This window comes from Glaciibacter sp. 2TAF33, assembly GCF_052114945.1.
Lineage (GTDB): Bacteria > Actinomycetota > Actinomycetes > Actinomycetales > Microbacteriaceae > Cryobacterium.
On sequence record NZ_JBFRFS010000012.1, the window covers coordinates 143,283 to 158,703 of the forward strand.

Consider the following 15,421-nt stretch of genomic DNA (forward strand, 5'->3'; position numbering starts at 1 on the left):
GTCATGAAGCTCCATGTCCCGATCCGGTTGCGCTGGTCAGACCTCGACGCCTACGGCCACGTCAATAACGCCGAGATGCTGCGCCTCCTCGAGGAGGCGCGCATCCAGGCGTTCTGGGTGACCGACGACGGCGGTTCGGCCGTCGGCGCCAGCACAGCGGTGCTCGACGGCCGTCCCGGCGCCGCCACGCTCACGCTGATCGCCCGGCAGGAGGTCGAGTACCTGGCGCCGGTTCCCTACATGCGGCAACCACTGGACGTGCAACTGTGGCTCGGTAAGCTCGGCGGCGCCAGCCTCGACGTGTGTTACGAGGTGAGAAGCCCGGAGGGCGTCGAACCCGACGTGCTCTATGCCCGCGCGAACACGACCATCGTGATGGTCGACGCCGCGTCAGAGCGGCCGCGCAAGATCAACGACATCGAGCGCGCCGCCTGGACGCCGTACCTCGACGAGCCGGTCCAGTTCTCCCGCCGCTGAAGCTGGCGCTGACCTTTCCGCACCGGCCCTCTCGCGTGGGCCGACGGCGCGGGACGGCCCGGTCATGGCAGTGGCGTCTCGCTGAACGAGTTCTGCCAGATGGCCCGGGATCCGGCTTCACCCACCTGAACGGTTTGCCACGTCGCGAAGCCCCCGATGCCGATCGCGGCGACGGCGATCACGACCGCTACCACCCGCCGCGCGTCCCCGCGCGTGGTGCGGCGGCGGTCCCGTCGGTCGCTGACGAAGTACCACAGCCAGGTGACAATGCCGAGGATGCCGAGCGACAACGTCCAGGGCCACAGCGCGCCACCGAGGTCCGCGTGTTTCGCGATCAACGGGGTGTCCGGCACCCGATCCCTGAGCCATTGGCCGGCCATGGTGGTCAGTGGAATCAGACCGATCAACGCCAGGCCCAGCAGTGCATTGACGATTCCGATTCGACGCCGCATGGCCGGCCACACCGCGGCCAGCACGACGCAGAGGGCCGTGAGCGGAACCAGGATCACCACCGCGTGGACCAGCAGGACGTGCAGTGGAAGGCCGTTGACGACGTAGATGTCCATGTTCCCTATCCAGCCATGATCGCGTCCCCGGTGACGGTCACCGGGATCTTCTTGAGTGCTCGCGGCGCCGGCCCGCTGAGGACTTCGCCCGTCGTCGCATCGAAGCGCGACTGGTGGCAGGGGCAGTCGAATTCAGCCTTCGCCGGCTCGACGACACAACCCTGATGGGTGCAGATGGCGGTGAAAGCCAGGACCTCGCCGGCCGTGGGTTGCGAGAGAAGGATCGGAGCCCCGGAGAGGGTGGCCGAGATGGATCCGCCGACGGGAACATCGGTGAGCTTGGCCACTTGCACCCGGGAGCCGGCCGCGCCGCCCGACCCGGGACCGCCACTGCCGCCGCCAGCGCCCCCGCCGTCACTGCCCACGCCGCGTGATGCCGCAGCGCTGCACCCCGCCAGTGCCAGCGCGGTGCCGGCTCCTCCCATGACGATGAGGGTGCGTCGCGAGACATCAGGTGGCTGGGTCATTGGTTCTCCTTGTCATCGTGCTCGTCATCGTGCTCGTCGTCGTGCTCGTCGCCGGGCCGTGGGCACGTCCGCGCACGTCCGGAGTAGGTTTGCACTGCGCGGGCCACTGCTCTCCATAACCACGAGACAGCGTGTCGTTCGGTTCATCGCGGCGTGCGGATTGAACCGGGAGACTCCGAGTCTCGTGTTAACGATGGAGGTGTGGCATGACGGACCAACGCACCGAGTTGCTGCGGGCTCTCCACGACGAGCATGCCCCGGCGATCTGGCGGTATGTCGTGCACCTCACCCACGACGAGGGCCTCGCCGATGACATCGTGCAGGAGACGTTGCTCCGGGCGTGGCGGCGGCCGCAGGTCCTCGACCAGTCGGAGTCCAGCGCCAGGGCATGGTTGTTCACCGTTGCCCGCAACCTGGTCATCGACGACCGCCGTTCGGCTCGTGCGCTGCACGAGTTCGGCGCCGACCCGATGCCCGAGCGGGCCGCCGCCGACCAGACCGACGCCGTGCTGGACGCGTGGCTGATCGCCGACGCCCTGGCCGGATTGTCCGTCGAGCACCGTGCCGTGGTGGTGTGCGCGTACTACCAGGGTCGATCGGTGGCCGAGACGGCCGCGCTTCTGGATATTCCGGCCGGCACCGTCAAATCCCGGCTTCACTACGCGCTGCGTGCCCTCCGGCTCGACCTGCAGGAGCGCGGGGTGACCGAACCATGATGGACGACCGCTACAGCGACTGGGACGCCGCATACGTGATCGGCGCCCTCTCCGCCGATGAGCGCCGTGAGTACGAACGGCACCTCGCCGCGTGCGACGCGTGCCGCGACCAGGTGGCCGAGCTCGCCGGCATGCCGGGTCTCCTCGCCGCCGTGCCCGTCGCGCAGGCCGTCGCCGCCGGCGCCGCTGACCCGGCCCGCAGCGCGGCCGGTGCGCCCACACACGACGAGGAGCGAGAGCGGATGCCGGCCGCCAGCCTGCCGAGGTTGCTGGCGGCCGCGAAGACCCAGCGTCGACGTTCGCGCGCTGTGTTCGCGGGAGTTGTCACGGTGACGGCGGGGTTGGCCGCGTCGCTGGCCCTGGTCCTGCCCGGCTGGATTGCCGCCAACCCGGCGCCGGCCGCGCCGCAGGCTGTCACCGCGGTGCTGGAGCAGGTCGTGCCCAGTCCGCTCAGCGCGGAGGTGACCCTGGCCGACCATGCCTGGGGCACGCGGATCGATTCGAACTGCGCGTACGCCGAGACCCTGTACGCCTCCGGCGCGCAGGCCTACGCGATGTATGTGACCGACCGGCAGGGGCAGCGGAGTGAAGTCGCGACCTGGCTGGCCAAGCCGGGCAGCACCGTTGAAGCGGTTGGGACCACCTGGCTGCGGGCGCGGGACATCGCGGCTGTCGACATCCGCTCGGTGGCCACCGGCCAGGTGCTGCTCGAATCCCGCCTGGCCGACGGGTAGGCACCCCCGCCGCCCGCGGGGCTACTCGGTGCCCGGTGGGACCCGGATCATGCCCTCCTGCGCGACGGTCGCGACCAGGTCGCCTGACCGGTTGAAGATGCTGCCGGTGGACAGGCCGCGGCCGCCCTGGGCCGATGGGGAATCCTGCACGTAGAGCAGCCACTCGTCGACCCGGGCGAAGCGGTGCCACCACATCGCGTGGTCCAGGCTGGCCACCTTGAGGCCGGGGCTTGCCCAGGCGATGCCGTGCCGGCGCAACACGGGTTCCATGATCGAATAGTCACTGGCATACGCGAGTGCGGCCCGGTGCAGGTCGGGGTCTTCCGGGAGGGTGCCGAATGTCTTCATCCACACCGCTTGCTTCGCGGTGCGTTCGCCGTTCACCCTGAGGTAGATCGGCGACGGCAGGTGACGCATGTCGAATGGGCGGTCATTCGCCCAGTGCCGGGCGACGGAGTGGTCGATGTGGCCGAGCAGCTCAGCGGTGGTGGGGAGCGTGTCAGGGTCCGGGATGTCGTCCGGCATCTCGATCTGGTGTTCCAGTCCGGTGTCGTGGTCCTGGAACGACGCGATCATCGACAGGATCGGCAGGCCGTCCTGGTACGCCTGGGTGCGCCGGGTCGAGAACGAGCGGCCGTCGTGGATGCGGTCCACCGAGAACGTGATCGGCTGCTCCACATCGCCGGGGCGCAGGAAGTAGCCGTGCATGGAGTGCACCGTACGGTCGTCTGGCACGGTGCGCATGGCCGCGACCAGGGACTGCGCCAGCACCTGGCCGCCGAAAACCCGGCCGAGCGGCATCCACTGCGAGGGGCCGGTGAAGATGTCCTCGCTGGTTCGCGCTCCGGTGTCGGTCAGGTCGAGGGCGGCAACCAAGCCCTCCAGGGGTGTATCCACGTGGCCTCCTCAGGCGACCCGGGCCGGGCCGGCATGAACCTCTGCGTACCTTGGTAGTTTAGACAGCAGATGAGCCAGTCATTTTCCCTCACAGATTCCCTTTCCCTCGGTGACCTTCAGGTCTACTTGTCGCGCGCCAGCAGGGTGGAGGACGGTTCGGTGCGCCTGGTCTCGGCCGCCGGGGTGCTCGCCGTCTACACGGCGATCCTGTACCCGCGGGGGCTTCTTGACGCCAGCCCCACCGTGCTCGCGTTGCGCACCTTCGCCCTGAGCGAGCCGGTCGAGCTCGACGTCGTGGTGCCGATCCGTTCGCTCCTCGATCGGATCGCCCGGCTGCAGACTGTTCCGCAGCCGGTGGAGTCGCCGGTCGAGGTGACTGTGCCGCTTCAGGTCAGCACCGTCACCTGGGCGGGCATCTCCCCTCCGCAGGGCGGCTGGGCCCCGCACGGTGAGACGGATGCCGCCCGTCTGGAGAACGCGGCCCGCGCGGGTATCGACGAGGTCGCATCCGTCATACCGGCCGGGACCGGCGAGCAGATCGTCCATCGGGTGCGCTCCGACGTGTGGGGGAAGCCGGTGGAGGGCCTGGACTTCGTGCCCGCCGGTGCCGGATTCGCGGCGTTCAGCCTCGGGTTCCTATCGGCGGATGAGCCCGTGGCACTCTACGAGACCGGCCCGTGGACCCGGCTGAGCACGAGTCGCGGGCACGTGCTGGTGCGCCGCAAGCCGTGGACACTCCGCGCCTGAGCTGGACTTTGGGGGCTCCAGCGCGGCGCGACTACAGCGCGGCGGCGACCGCCCGGCCCGCCGTGCGGCCGGAGAACAGGCAACCGCCGAGGAACGTGCCCTCGAGCGAGCGATAGCCGTGCATTCCGCCGCCGCCGAAACCGCTCGCCTCGCCCGCGGCGTAGAGACCGGGGATCGGCTGCCCGCCCGGTCCGAGGGCCTTCGCTGTCAGGTCGGTCTCGATGCCGCCCAGTGACTTGCGGGTGAGGATGTGCAGCTTGACGGCGATCAGCGGTCCCGCCTTCGGGTCGAGCAGCTTGTGCGGCGCGGCCACCCGGATCAGCTTGTCACCCCGGTAGTGCCGGGCCTGCCGGATCGCGTTGATCTGGGCATCCTTGCTGAAATCGTGGTCGAGCTGGCGGTCACGCCCGACGACCTCCCGTTCGATCTGCGCGAAATCGAGCTCCACCTCGGGGGAGAGCTTCTGCATTCCGGCCATCAGGTCGTGCAGGGTGTCGGCGACGACGAAGTCGGCGCCCTTCTCCTTGAACGCTTCGACCGGGCCGGGCGCGCCGGGCCCCACCCGCTGCGCCAACAGTTTCAGGTCCTTCCCGGTGAGGTCGGGGTTCTGCTCGCTGCCGGACAGCGCGAACTCCTTCTCGATGATCTTCTGCGTCAGTACGAACCAACTGTGGTCGTAGCCGGTCTTCACGATGTGCTCGAGCGTGCCCAGGGTGTCGAAACCGGGGAACAGCGGCGCCGGCAGCCGGGTGCCGGTGGCGTCCAGCCACAACGCCGACGGGCCCGGCAGTATCCGGATGCCATGGGCAGCCCAGACCGGGTCCCAGTTGGTGATCCCCTCGGTGTAGTGCCACATCCGGTCGCCGTTGATCAGGCGGGCGCCGGCGGCTTCGGCGATGCCGAGCATCCGCCCGTCGACATGGTCGGGGACCCCGGAGAGCAGGTGTCCGGGTGCCGCGCCCATCCGCGCCGGCCAGTGGGCGCGCACCAGGTCGTGGTTGCCGCCGATGCCACCGCTGGTGACGATGACCGCCGAGGCGCGCAACTCGAATTCGCCGGCGGCGTCGCGGGTGCTCGCCTCGCCGCGGTGGGCGTTGCTCGCCGCCAGGGTCGTACCGCGCACGCCGACGACGGCGCCATTGACCGTTACAAGCTCGTCGACCCGGTGGCGGTGCCGTACCGTGACCAGACCCGCCGAGACACCGTCCCGCACCCGGGTGATGAAGGGCGCCAGCACGCCAGGTCCGGTACCCCAGGTGATGTGAAAGCGTGGGACTGAGTTGCCGTGCCCGAGGGCCGTGTATCCGCCCCGCTCGGCCCAGCCGACCACCGGAAAGAATCTCATGCCCCGCTGGTGCAACCAGGCGCGCTTCTCCCCGGCGGCGAAATCGAGGTACGCCTCCGCCCACGCGCGGGGCCAGTAGTCCTCGTCGCGGTCGAAACCGGCACTGCCGAACCAGTCCTGCCGGGCCAGTTCAAAAGTGTCGCGCACTCCCATCCGGCGCTGTTCGGGGGAGTCCACCAGGAAGAGGCCGCCGAACGACCACCACGCCTGCCCGCCGAGCGAGGCCGCCGGTTCCTGCTCCACCAGCAGCACCCGTTTGCCGGCGTCGACGAGTTCGACGGTGGCCACCAGCCCGGCCAGGCCCGCCCCCACAACAATGACATCGGCCTCGGGAGGATGAGAGGGCATCGTGACTCCTGTCGTGGTGGTCGGGCAGTCGAGACCCGGTGGTCGTGCCTCGGTGGTCGAGCTTGTCGAGACCCGAGACCCGAGACCCGAGACCCGAGCCTATTCCTCGAACCCGTTTCCGCTTTGTTAGCGTTGACAGATGGTGACCACCGGCGAGACAGTGACCGCGAGTTCTGAACTCCCTCCGGGGTCGTCGGGCTGGCTCAGGGTGCGGGGCGCACGGGAACACAACCTGCGGAACGTCGACGTCGATATTCCGCGCGACGCCTTCGTTGTGTTCACCGGCGTCTCCGGCTCCGGCAAGTCATCGCTCGCGTTCGGCACGGTCTTCGCGGAGCCCAGCGACGCTATTTCGAGTCCGTCGCCCCGTATGCCCGCCGCCTGATCGACCAGGCCGGGGCGCCCGACATCGATTCGATCGACGGGCTCCCTCCTGCGGTGGCGCTCAAACAAGCCAGGGGCGGCGTGAGCTCCCGCTCATCGCTCGGCACCATCAGTTCCCTCTCCGACGTGCTGCGCCTGCTGTTCAGCCGGGCCGGCACCTACCCGGAGGGCGCAGAACACCTGTCGGCTGCCGCGTTCTCTCCCAACACGCCCCCCGGAGCGTGCCCGACCTGCCACGGGCTGGGCGTGGCGAGGTCCACCACGGAAGACCTCCTCGTCCCCGACCCGTCGCTGTCGATCGACGGGGGCGCCATCGCGGTGTGGGCGAACCGCGGCTGGCAGGGCGTCAACTACCGGCGCATCGCCGACGAGCTCGGCTACGACATCCACTCGCCGTGGAAAGACCTGGCGCCCTCCGTCCGGCGGGAGATCCTGTTCGGCGATGACGAACCCACGGTCGTCGTCCACGCCCGCGAGGGAGGGAACAAGCGCCCGTACAACGGCTCCTGGCAGTCGGCGGAGAAGTACTTGATGCGCACCTACGCCAAGACCGAGGCGGAGTCCCAGCGCAACCGGCTGGAACCGTACCTGGTCGTGGGCGCCTGTCCCACCTGCCGGGGGAAGCGACTGCGGCCGGAGGCGCTCGCCGTCACCTTCGGCGGGAACGACATCGCCGAACTGATTGCACTGCCCTTGTCGCGGCTGCGCCAGGTGCTGGACGAGGGCCTTGGGACGCAAGCCCGCGGGGAGGACCAGCATGGCGCGCCGGCGGCATCCGCTGCCCGGGCCCTGGTCAAGGATCTCGGCGGGCGCGTCGACGCCATCATCCGCCTCGGGCTCGGCTACCTGTCCATGGACCGCTCCAGCGTCGATCTCTCCCCGGGTGAATTGCAACGGATTCGGCTCGCCAGCCAGCTGAGGTCCGGTCTGTTCGGCGTGCTTTACGTGCTGGACGAACCGTCCGCCGGGTTGCATCCAGCGGATGCCAGGGCCCTCTACGCCGCGCTCCGCGAGCTCATCGCCGCCGGCAACTCCCTGCTCGTGGTCGAGCACGACCTTCGAATCGCCCGCCGAGCCGACTGGATCGTCGACGTGGGGCCGAGGGCCGGCAGCGAGGGAGGACGGGTGATCTTCAGCGGACCGCCGGCTGAACTGGAGGATGCGGGCGAGTCCGTGACCGCGGGCTACATGTTCCCCGACGGGCCGCCGCGCCGGCACGCCCTCCGCACGCCGCAGGCGTGGCGAGAATTCACCCAGCTGACCCGGAACAACCTCCAGGACGTGTCGGTCACGATTCCGCTGGGGGTGATGACCACGATCACGGGTGTCTCGGGTTCGGGCAAATCATCACTGCTCACCGAAATCATCGACCGGGTCGATTCCGACAACGAGGCGGGGCAGCCCAGGCAGCGAATCATCTCGATCGACCAGAAGCCGATCGGGCGCTCACCACGGTCCAACCTCGCGACGTATACCGGGCTTTTCGATACCGTGCGCCAGCTCTTCGCGGCCACTCCAGACGCGAAGGCTCGCCGGTACACGGCAAGCCGTTTCTCATTCAACGTCGAGGGCGGACGTTGCCCGACCTGTCGCGGCGAGGGATTCATCAGCATCGAGCTGATCTTCATGCCCGACGACTTCTCGCCATGCCCCACCTGTCAGGGTGCCCGCTACAACCCCGAGACCCTTGAGGTGCTCTACCGCGGCCTGAGCATCGCAGACGTGCTCGCGATGCCTGTCACGACGGCGCACGCGTTCTTCGCGGATGTTCCTGCCGTCGACCGTGCGCTCGGGGTGCTGACCGACGTCGGGCTGGGCTACCTCACCCTCGGGCAACCCGCCACGGAGCTGTCCGGTGGTGAGGCGCAACGGATCAAGCTGGCGACGGAGCTTCAGCGCCCCGGGAGGGTCGGCACGATCTTCGTGCTGGACGAGCCCACCGGCGGCCTGCACCCGGCCAACGTGCATGCGCTCATCGACGTCTTCGAGACGCTCACCGAGACGGGGAACACGGTGATCGCGGTCGAGCACAACATGGATGTCGTCGCAGCGTCGGACTGGATCATCGAACTCGGTCCGGCGGGCGGTGACAAGGGTGGCCGCGTCGTGGCCGTCGGCACGCCGCGGCAGCTGGTGACCATGGCGAAGAGTGTGACCGCTCCGTACCTGGCTCCGGCGTTGCCGGACTAGCTTCCTATTCCTCGAACGTGTTGACCATGGCGTGCGCCGCCCGGTCGAGGTAGTCCCAGAGGGTCTCACGCTGCAGCGGTGGCAGGTCGAACGTGTCGAGGGCGTCGCGCATGTGCCCTAGCCAGCGGTCGCGGGCGTCGGGGTTCACCTTGAACGGCTGGTGGCGCATGCGCAACCGCGGGTGTCCGCGTTGCTCGCTGTATGTGCCGGGGCCGCCCCAGTACTGTTCAAGGAACATGGTGAAGCGTTCGGTCGCCGGCCCCAGGTCCTGTTCCGGGTACATCGGCCGCAGCACGGGATCGTTCGCGATCCCGCGGTAGAACTCGGTGATGAGCTTCTCGAAGAACGCCCGGCCGCCGATCTGGTCATAGAAGGTCGGCACGACGGCGTCCCCGTGTTCGCCGTCGCGGAGGTGTACTCCGGTGGGTTCAGTTGCCACGGGGCGCCTCCGCTCGCGAAACGCGCTTCTTGCGCACCGGTTTGATGGGCTCGAGGACCGGCAGCGGGCTCGTGCGCGGCGGGCGGGCGCCGGAGACACTCGCGGCCCCGTCGAACCCGGTGAGCACGACGGTGTTGAGCGAGGGAAGCGTGACGCCCATCTCGTCGAGCGCCTTCTTCAAGCGGATGCGGAGTTCCCGGGACACGTCGTCCTTGGTCGACGTGCGGGTCTTCACGACCAGACGGATGACCAGTGCTTCGTCGGAGATCGATTCCAGCCCCCAGACCTCGGGCTTCTCGAGGATGCGGGAACGCCACTTCGGGCTGCCCGCCATGTCGACGGCGACCCGGAGGACCTCGGCCTGGACGGCATCCACGTCGGTGTCATACGGAACGGCGAGGTCGATGATGGCACGCGCCCAGCCCTGCGACATGTTGCCGACCCGGAGGATCTCACCGTTCCGGACGAACCAGAGGATGCCGTTGACGTCGCGGATCTGGGTTATCCGGATCCCCACCGCCTCCACGACACCCGTCGCCGGGCCGACGTCGACCACGTCACCGACGCCGAGTTGGTCTTCCATGACCATGAACAGGCCGTTCAGGCCGTCCTTGACGATGTTCTGGGCGCCGAAACCAAGGCCAGCGCCCAGGGCGGCGGTGAGGAGGGCGAAGGAGCCGAGCACCGTCTGGCTGATCGTATTGATGATGAGCAGCACGGCGACAACGAAGATCAGCACGTTGACGATGTTCGTCAGCACCGATCCAAGCGTGCGCGTCCGCTGCACCAGCCGTACCGCCGCCAGCGGAGACGCGACCAGCGCCTGCGTGTCCTGCACGTTCTGCTTCTTTTTGGCGCCGGAGACGATCTGCTGCACGACCCGCCGGATCACGAAGTGCAGGCCCCAGCGGAGCGCAAACGCGATGACGATGATCACGACGATCGTGATCAACTTGCCCAGGTTGTCAGTGTTCCAGAGTGATGTCCACAGTGCGTCGAAGTCCATAGGCAAACCAGTCTACCGAGGCCCGCTTGGCAAAGGCTGAGGCGCCGGTGGTCGAGCTTGTCGAGACCGGGCCTCGACACGCTCGACCACCGCGAGCGGAGGTTACACCGCGTCGTGAGCCTGCACGGCGAGTGCCCGCTCGACCCCGGCGAGGCTCTCGACGACCAGGCGGCGGAGCGCGTGCGGCTCGGCGTTTGCGTCAAGCCATGCGCGGGTCGCGTCAACGAGCTCCCGATTGGCCAGCGGCGCCGGGTACAGGCCGACGACCAGCTTCTCCGCGATCGCATACGCGCGCGACGCCCAGACCTGCTGCAGCACGGCGAAGTACTGCTCCACGAACGGTTCGAGCAGCGCCGTGTCGTTGACCCGAAGGAACCCCGCCGCCGTCACCCGCACGATCGTGTTCGGTGCCGTGTCGACATCGATGAGCGACGCCCAGGCGGCCTGTTTGCCCTCGGCGGTCGGGATCGACGCACGGGCCTGCGCCGCGGATTGCGCGCCGGTCGCGGTGTTGTCGTGCGCCAGCGCTGCAGCGATCTCTGCTTCGCCGGCCCGCCCGCCCGCGACGAGGGAAATGAGCAGCTCCCAGGCCAGGTCGGTGTCGATAACGAGCCCCTCAAGCGGCGCCGAACCGTGCAGCAGCGCAGCGACAGCGTCCAGCTGCTCGCCGGTGCTGGCGACGGATGCGAGGAACTTCACAAACTGGAACTGCGCGTCGCTGCCCGCCTCGGCGCTCCGGGCGAGCAAGAGCAGTGCGTCGCCGACCTCGCCCAGCACAGCTGAGCGGTGCTCCGGGGCAACGTACTGGCTCGCCGTGAGCACGAGCTGCCCGAGCACAGTACGGAGCGTGGTCGACTCGGTCTCGGTGGCGATGTTGTTCAGCACCAGGCGCACGAAGTCGCGCGGCGACGTTTGAGCATCGCGGGTAGAGTCCCAGACCGAACCCCAGACCAGGGAGCGCGCAAGCGGGCTCTCGATGGCGGCGAGGTTCTCGATCGCCACCGCCAGCGAGGCCTCGTCGAGGCGGATCTTGGCGTAGGCCAGGTCGTCGTCGTTCAACAACACGAGGGCCGGGCGGGCGCGGCCGACGAGCTCAGCGACATCCGTTCGCTCACCGTCCACATCGAGTTCCACCCGATGCGTCCTTACCAAGGGGCCGTGCCCCTGGCCATCAGCTGAATCGAAGTCGTAGAAACCGATCGCGAGACGGTGCGGGCGGATGGTGGGGTAGTCGGCGGCAGCGGTCTGCAGCACGGCGAATCCGGTGATGGTTCCCGCATCGTCGGTCGTGATCTCGGGCCGCAGCGTGTTGACGCCGGCGGTCTCGAGCCACAGGTTCGACCACTCGGACAGGTCGCGACCGCTGGAGGACTCGAGCTCGCTGAGCAGGTCGCTCAGCTCGGTGTTGCCCCAGGCGTGCTTCTTGAAGTACGCGCCGACTCCGGTGAAGAACGCGTCGATTCCCACCCAGGCCGCGAGTTGCTTGAGTACCGAGCCGCCCTTGGCGTAGGTGATGCCGTCGAAGTTCACCAGCACGTCTTCGAGGTCGTTGATGGTGGCCACGACCGGATGGGTGGAGGGCAGCTGGTCCTGCTTGTACGCCCAGCTCTTCTCCATGGCCGCAAAGGTGGTCCACGCCTCGGTCCACTCGGTGGCCTCGGCGGTGGCGATGGTCGACGCCCATTCGGCGAACGACTCGTTCAGCCACAGGTCGTTCCACCACTTCATGGTGACCAGGTCGCCGAACCACATGTGCGCCAGTTCGTGCAGGATCGTGACGACGCGGCGTTCCTTGATCGCGTCGGTGACCTTCGAACGGAACACGTACGTCTCGGTGAACGTCACCGCGCCCGCGTTCTCCATGGCGCCGGCGTTGAATTCGGGCACGAACAGCTGGTCGTACTTGGTGAACGGGTACGGGTGGTCGAACTTGTCCTCGAAGTAGGCGAAGCCCTGCCGGGTCTTCTCGAAGATGTAGTCGGCGTCGACGTACTCGAACAGGCTCTTGCGGCTGAAGATGCCGAGCGGGATCACGCGTCCGTCGCTGGAGGTGAGTTCGCTCCGCACCACGGCGTACGGGCCGGCGACCAACGCCGTGATGTAGCTGGAGATCACGTGGGTGGGTTGGAACGCCCAGGTCGATGCGCCGTCGCCGGCGTCCGTGGGCGCCGGGGTGGGGGAGTTGGAAACGACTTCCCAACTCGACGGCGCGGTGACGGTGAACGTGAACGTGGCCTTGAGGTCGGGCTGCTCGAACACCGCGAACATGCGCCGGGAGTCGGGTACCTCAAACTGGCTGTACAGGTAGACCTCGTTGTCGACCGGGTCGACGAATCGGTGCAGGCCTTCGCCCGTATTGGTGTAGATCGCATCGGAGACGACGGTGAGTTCGTTGTCGGCGACGAGATCGTCGAGTTGGATCCGGATGCCGTCACTGACGGTCGCCGGGTCGAGTTCGGCGCCGTTGAGGGTCACGGAGTGCACGGTGCGCGTGATCGCGTCGATGAAGGTCGAGCTGCCCGGCTGTGCCGCGAACTTCACGGTGGTCGCGCTGCGGAAGGTTTCCGGCCCGGTCGTCAGGTCAAGCGCCACGTCGTAGCTCTGCACGGTGACGAGAGCGGCGCGCTCCTGGGCTTCGACTCGGGTGAGGTTTTCTCCTGGCAACTGCGTCTCCAAATGGTCGTGGGGAAGTGAGAGTGCAGAGGCTCTTATGGCGCCGGTGCACGGTCCCCAAGCCTAGCCATGATTAGTGTTGCAGCATGAGAACCAGCATGGACCCGCACGCGGAAACGGCTGACCGCTACCGGGCCTTCGCCGACGTGGAGGCGCGGGGGATGAGCGAATGCTACGAGTCTTGGGCGCACGGCGTCGCCGGCGACAGGGCGACCATCGGACTGATAAACCGGCTTCCGCCTGCAAAACGCCAGCCGAACCTGGTCTTCAGTGCGGCTCGCTTCCGGGGTGCGTCGGTCAGTGGCTATCCCGAATTCGCCGCCTGGCTGGCCGAGAACTGGGGCGACGTGGAGCAGGTGTGCCTCGCGCACGCCACCCAGACCAACGAGGCCGGCCGCTGCGCGACGCTCGTGCCCGCGCTCGCCGGTATTCCCGGTCCGCTCGCCCTGATCGAGGTCGGGACATCCGCCGGGCTGTGCCTGCACCCGGACCGCTACAGCTATCGATACACCCTCCCCGACGGCAGTGAACGGATGCTGCATCCCGCTGACGGACCGAGCCCGGTCGTTCTCGATTGCGCGGCTTCCGGCCCGGTGCCGTTCCCCGAGCATCTGCCCGAGGTCGTCTGGCGCGCCGGCATCGATCTCAACCCGTTGGACGTGAACGATCCGGACGACGTCGCCTGGCTCGAGGCACTGATCTGGCCCGAGCACGAGGACCGTCGGGTGCGGCTGGGTGCCGCACTCGAGGTGGCGCGGGCCGAACCGGTGGAGATCGTGAAGGGAGACCTGAACGCCGAGATCGAGGCGCTCGTAGCGCGGGCGCCGGCCGGGGCATCCGTTGTGGTGTTTCATACCGTGGTCCTGGCCTACCTGAACGAGGCCGACCGGCGGCGATTCGTCGCGACGATGGGGCGTCTGCCGGTGCGTTGGCTCGCGAATGAGGGCCAGACCGTTGTTCCGGGCGTGATGGAGAAGTTGGTTGCGCCGCCCACTGACACCACGAATTTCGTGCTGTCGCTCGATGGAGAGCCGCTGGCCTTCACGCAACCGCATGGGCGATCGCTGCAGTGGCTCGATGACGCTCGCGGGGTGTGACGGCGATCCGTCACACCGATCCGTGACGACGCCGATCGGCCGATGATGCGCGAGCGTGCACTGATGCGGTCCGGTGGCGGGCGGATCATCGGCGTGGACGTCGCTCGGGGGCTCGCGATCATCGGCATGTTCGTCGCCCACACGATTCCGCGGCCTGACGAGTCTGAACTCCTCGTCGACGGTCGTTCATCTGTGCTGTTCGCGACTCTGGCGGGGGTTTCGCTCGGCCTCATGAGCGGCGCAGGGTCTCCGTTGGCACGTGGAAACCGCGCGGCCTTCGTGCTGGGAGTCGTCGTGCGGGCGGTCTGCTTGTTCCTGCTGGGCGGCATCCTCGCGTCGTTGAACAGCGGCGTTGTGGTGATCCTGGACTATTACGCGTTCATGTTCCTGATGCTGGTGCCGGCGCTGTTCCTGCCCCGGTGGGCGATGGCCCTCCTCGCGGTCGCACTCGCGGTGGCAGCGCCCGCCCTGGCAGCCGGAGTGGGTGAAGCGGATGCCGACGCCGCGCCGGCGCAGCATCTGCTGCAGTACTACCTGCTCGACGGCACATACCCGGCCCTGGTCTGGATGCCGTTTTTGCTGACCGGGTTGGCCGCGGCGCGATCGGGCCTCACGCGGGGCCGAACGCAGGTGTTCATGATGGTCGCTGGGACGGCGGCGGCGATCGTCGGATACGGCGCCGCGCGCGCGGTGCCGGGAATCACGGCCGAGGCTCATTCCTCCACCACGGCCGAGGTGTTCGGGTCGGGCGGCGTTGCCATCGCCGTCATCGGCGCGCTGCTTTGGGCGACCTCCATGCGACGCGGTGCGGCCGGACGCGCGGCGCTGGCGGTCGCCTGGCCGGTGGGCGCCCTCGGGGCGATGGCGCTGACCGTTTATACGGTGCAGATCATCTCGTTGGCGATCGTGGTCGCCGTGGACGAAGGCGGAGGTGCCATCGAGTACCCGGGGTGGCCGCTGCTGATCTGGCTGACCCTGGCCTCGCTGGTGCTCGCTGCCGCGTGGCGGTGGTGGTTCGGATCGGGGCCGCTGGAGCGCCTGTTCTCCTTTCTCGCTCAGTTGCCCCGGCGGCGTTGGCAGGCCGGCGCACGCGATTCGCGGGCCCAGCTGCCCGGGCGCTGATCGACCTTACTGCCTCGATGAACGTCCGGCGTCCTGCGTGCGGAGCGAAGTTATCCACAGGGTCTGAGGAAATGTCAGTGGTGGTTCGTAGGGTGGATGTATGGATACCTGGACCGCGCAGGATTGCCGAACGGCCTGGTTGGTTGCGCGCCTATGTGGTGTCACGTTTGGTGTCACGGGGGAGTTATCCACAGGGTCTGAGGAAATGTCAGT

At 68.2% G+C, this 15,421-nt stretch carries 15 protein-coding genes; 8 read left to right on the forward strand and 7 right to left on the reverse strand.

Annotated features, from left to right (window positions below; translation table 11 throughout):
• Nucleotides 1-3: 3 nt before the first annotated feature.
• Nucleotides 4-477: an acyl-CoA thioesterase gene (locus tag AB4Y94_RS14170; protein ID WP_441728505.1), complete on the forward strand. Its 474-nt coding sequence runs from the start codon at nt 4-6 to the stop codon at nt 475-477.
• 62 nt (nt 478-539) lie between these two features.
• Here AB4Y94_RS14170 and AB4Y94_RS14175 read toward each other — a convergent pair whose 3' ends face one another.
• Nucleotides 540-1,043 carry a DUF2231 domain-containing protein gene (locus AB4Y94_RS14175; RefSeq protein WP_441728507.1) on the reverse strand — a complete coding sequence of 168 codons (504 nt, stop codon included), beginning with the start codon at nt 1,041-1,043 and terminating at the stop codon, nt 540-542.
• A 5-nt stretch (nt 1,044-1,048) separates the two neighbouring features.
• Nucleotides 1,049-1,510 (reverse strand): ubiquinol-cytochrome c reductase iron-sulfur subunit, encoded by a 462-nt coding sequence (locus tag AB4Y94_RS14180; protein ID WP_441728508.1) that lies wholly within the window; start codon nt 1,508-1,510, stop codon nt 1,049-1,051.
• A 206-nt stretch (nt 1,511-1,716) separates the two neighbouring features.
• Here AB4Y94_RS14180 and AB4Y94_RS14185 point away from each other — a divergent pair, with 206 nt between their 5' ends.
• Together AB4Y94_RS14185 and AB4Y94_RS14190 are read left to right on the forward strand one after the other, a co-directional pair.
• Complete coding sequence (locus tag AB4Y94_RS14185; protein WP_441728510.1) at nt 1,717-2,226, forward strand: sigma-70 family RNA polymerase sigma factor; 510 nt, start codon at nt 1,717-1,719, stop codon at nt 2,224-2,226.
• A complete protein-coding gene (locus AB4Y94_RS14190; RefSeq protein WP_441728511.1) occupies nt 2,223-2,960 on the forward strand; it encodes an anti-sigma factor family protein in 738 nt (245 codons plus the stop codon). The genes AB4Y94_RS14185 and AB4Y94_RS14190 overlap by 4 nt, the downstream gene beginning before the upstream one ends.
• 21 nt (nt 2,961-2,981) lie before the next feature.
• Here the strand turns inward: AB4Y94_RS14190 and AB4Y94_RS14195 are convergent, their stop codons facing one another.
• A complete protein-coding gene (locus AB4Y94_RS14195) occupies nt 2,982-3,857 on the reverse strand; it encodes an acyl-CoA thioesterase (protein ID WP_441728512.1) in 876 nt (291 codons plus the stop codon).
• A gap of 69 nt (nt 3,858-3,926) precedes the next feature.
• Here AB4Y94_RS14195 and AB4Y94_RS14200 point away from each other — a divergent pair, with 69 nt between their 5' ends.
• Nucleotides 3,927-4,604, forward strand: a complete 678-nt coding sequence (locus AB4Y94_RS14200) for a hypothetical protein (RefSeq protein ID WP_441728514.1) — start codon at nt 3,927-3,929, stop codon at nt 4,602-4,604.
• A 31-nt stretch (nt 4,605-4,635) separates the two neighbouring features.
• Here the strand turns inward: AB4Y94_RS14200 and AB4Y94_RS14205 are convergent, their stop codons facing one another.
• Nucleotides 4,636-6,297: an FAD-binding dehydrogenase gene (locus AB4Y94_RS14205; protein ID WP_441728516.1), complete on the reverse strand. Its 1,662-nt coding sequence runs from the start codon at nt 6,295-6,297 to the stop codon at nt 4,636-4,638.
• Nucleotides 6,298-6,436: 139 nt separating this feature from the next.
• Between AB4Y94_RS14205 and AB4Y94_RS14210 the strand changes: the two genes are divergently transcribed.
• Nucleotides 6,437-6,682: a hypothetical protein gene (locus AB4Y94_RS14210; RefSeq protein WP_441728518.1), complete on the forward strand. Its 246-nt coding sequence runs from the start codon at nt 6,437-6,439 to the stop codon at nt 6,680-6,682.
• An 80-nt stretch (nt 6,683-6,762) separates the two neighbouring features.
• Nucleotides 6,763-8,871 carry an AAA family ATPase gene (locus tag AB4Y94_RS14215; RefSeq protein ID WP_441728519.1) on the forward strand — a complete coding sequence of 703 codons (2,109 nt, stop codon included), beginning with the start codon at nt 6,763-6,765 and terminating at the stop codon, nt 8,869-8,871.
• A gap of 4 nt (nt 8,872-8,875) precedes the next feature.
• On the opposite strand, the gene AB4Y94_RS14220 is transcribed toward AB4Y94_RS14215, so the two are convergent.
• From AB4Y94_RS14220 to pepN, 3 genes are all read right to left on the reverse strand, one after another.
• On the reverse strand, nt 8,876-9,253 hold the full coding sequence (locus AB4Y94_RS14220; protein WP_441728532.1) for a globin: 378 nt from the start codon (nt 9,251-9,253) through the stop codon (nt 8,876-8,878).
• A gap of 46 nt (nt 9,254-9,299) precedes the next feature.
• Nucleotides 9,300-10,316: a mechanosensitive ion channel family protein gene (locus AB4Y94_RS14225; RefSeq protein ID WP_441728521.1), complete on the reverse strand. Its 1,017-nt coding sequence runs from the start codon at nt 10,314-10,316 to the stop codon at nt 9,300-9,302.
• A gap of 102 nt (nt 10,317-10,418) precedes the next feature.
• Nucleotides 10,419-12,980 carry an aminopeptidase N gene (gene pepN / locus AB4Y94_RS14230; protein ID WP_441728522.1) on the reverse strand — a complete coding sequence of 854 codons (2,562 nt, stop codon included), beginning with the start codon at nt 12,978-12,980 and terminating at the stop codon, nt 10,419-10,421.
• A gap of 95 nt (nt 12,981-13,075) precedes the next feature.
• Between pepN and AB4Y94_RS14235 the strand changes: the two genes are divergently transcribed.
• Nucleotides 13,076-14,086 carry a DUF2332 domain-containing protein gene (locus AB4Y94_RS14235; RefSeq protein ID WP_441728524.1) on the forward strand — a complete coding sequence of 337 codons (1,011 nt, stop codon included), beginning with the start codon at nt 13,076-13,078 and terminating at the stop codon, nt 14,084-14,086.
• A gap of 63 nt (nt 14,087-14,149) precedes the next feature.
• Nucleotides 14,150-15,208 (forward strand): hypothetical protein, encoded by a 1,059-nt coding sequence (locus AB4Y94_RS14240; RefSeq protein WP_441728525.1) that lies wholly within the window; start codon nt 14,150-14,152, stop codon nt 15,206-15,208.
• Nucleotides 15,209-15,421 lie beyond the last annotated feature (213 nt).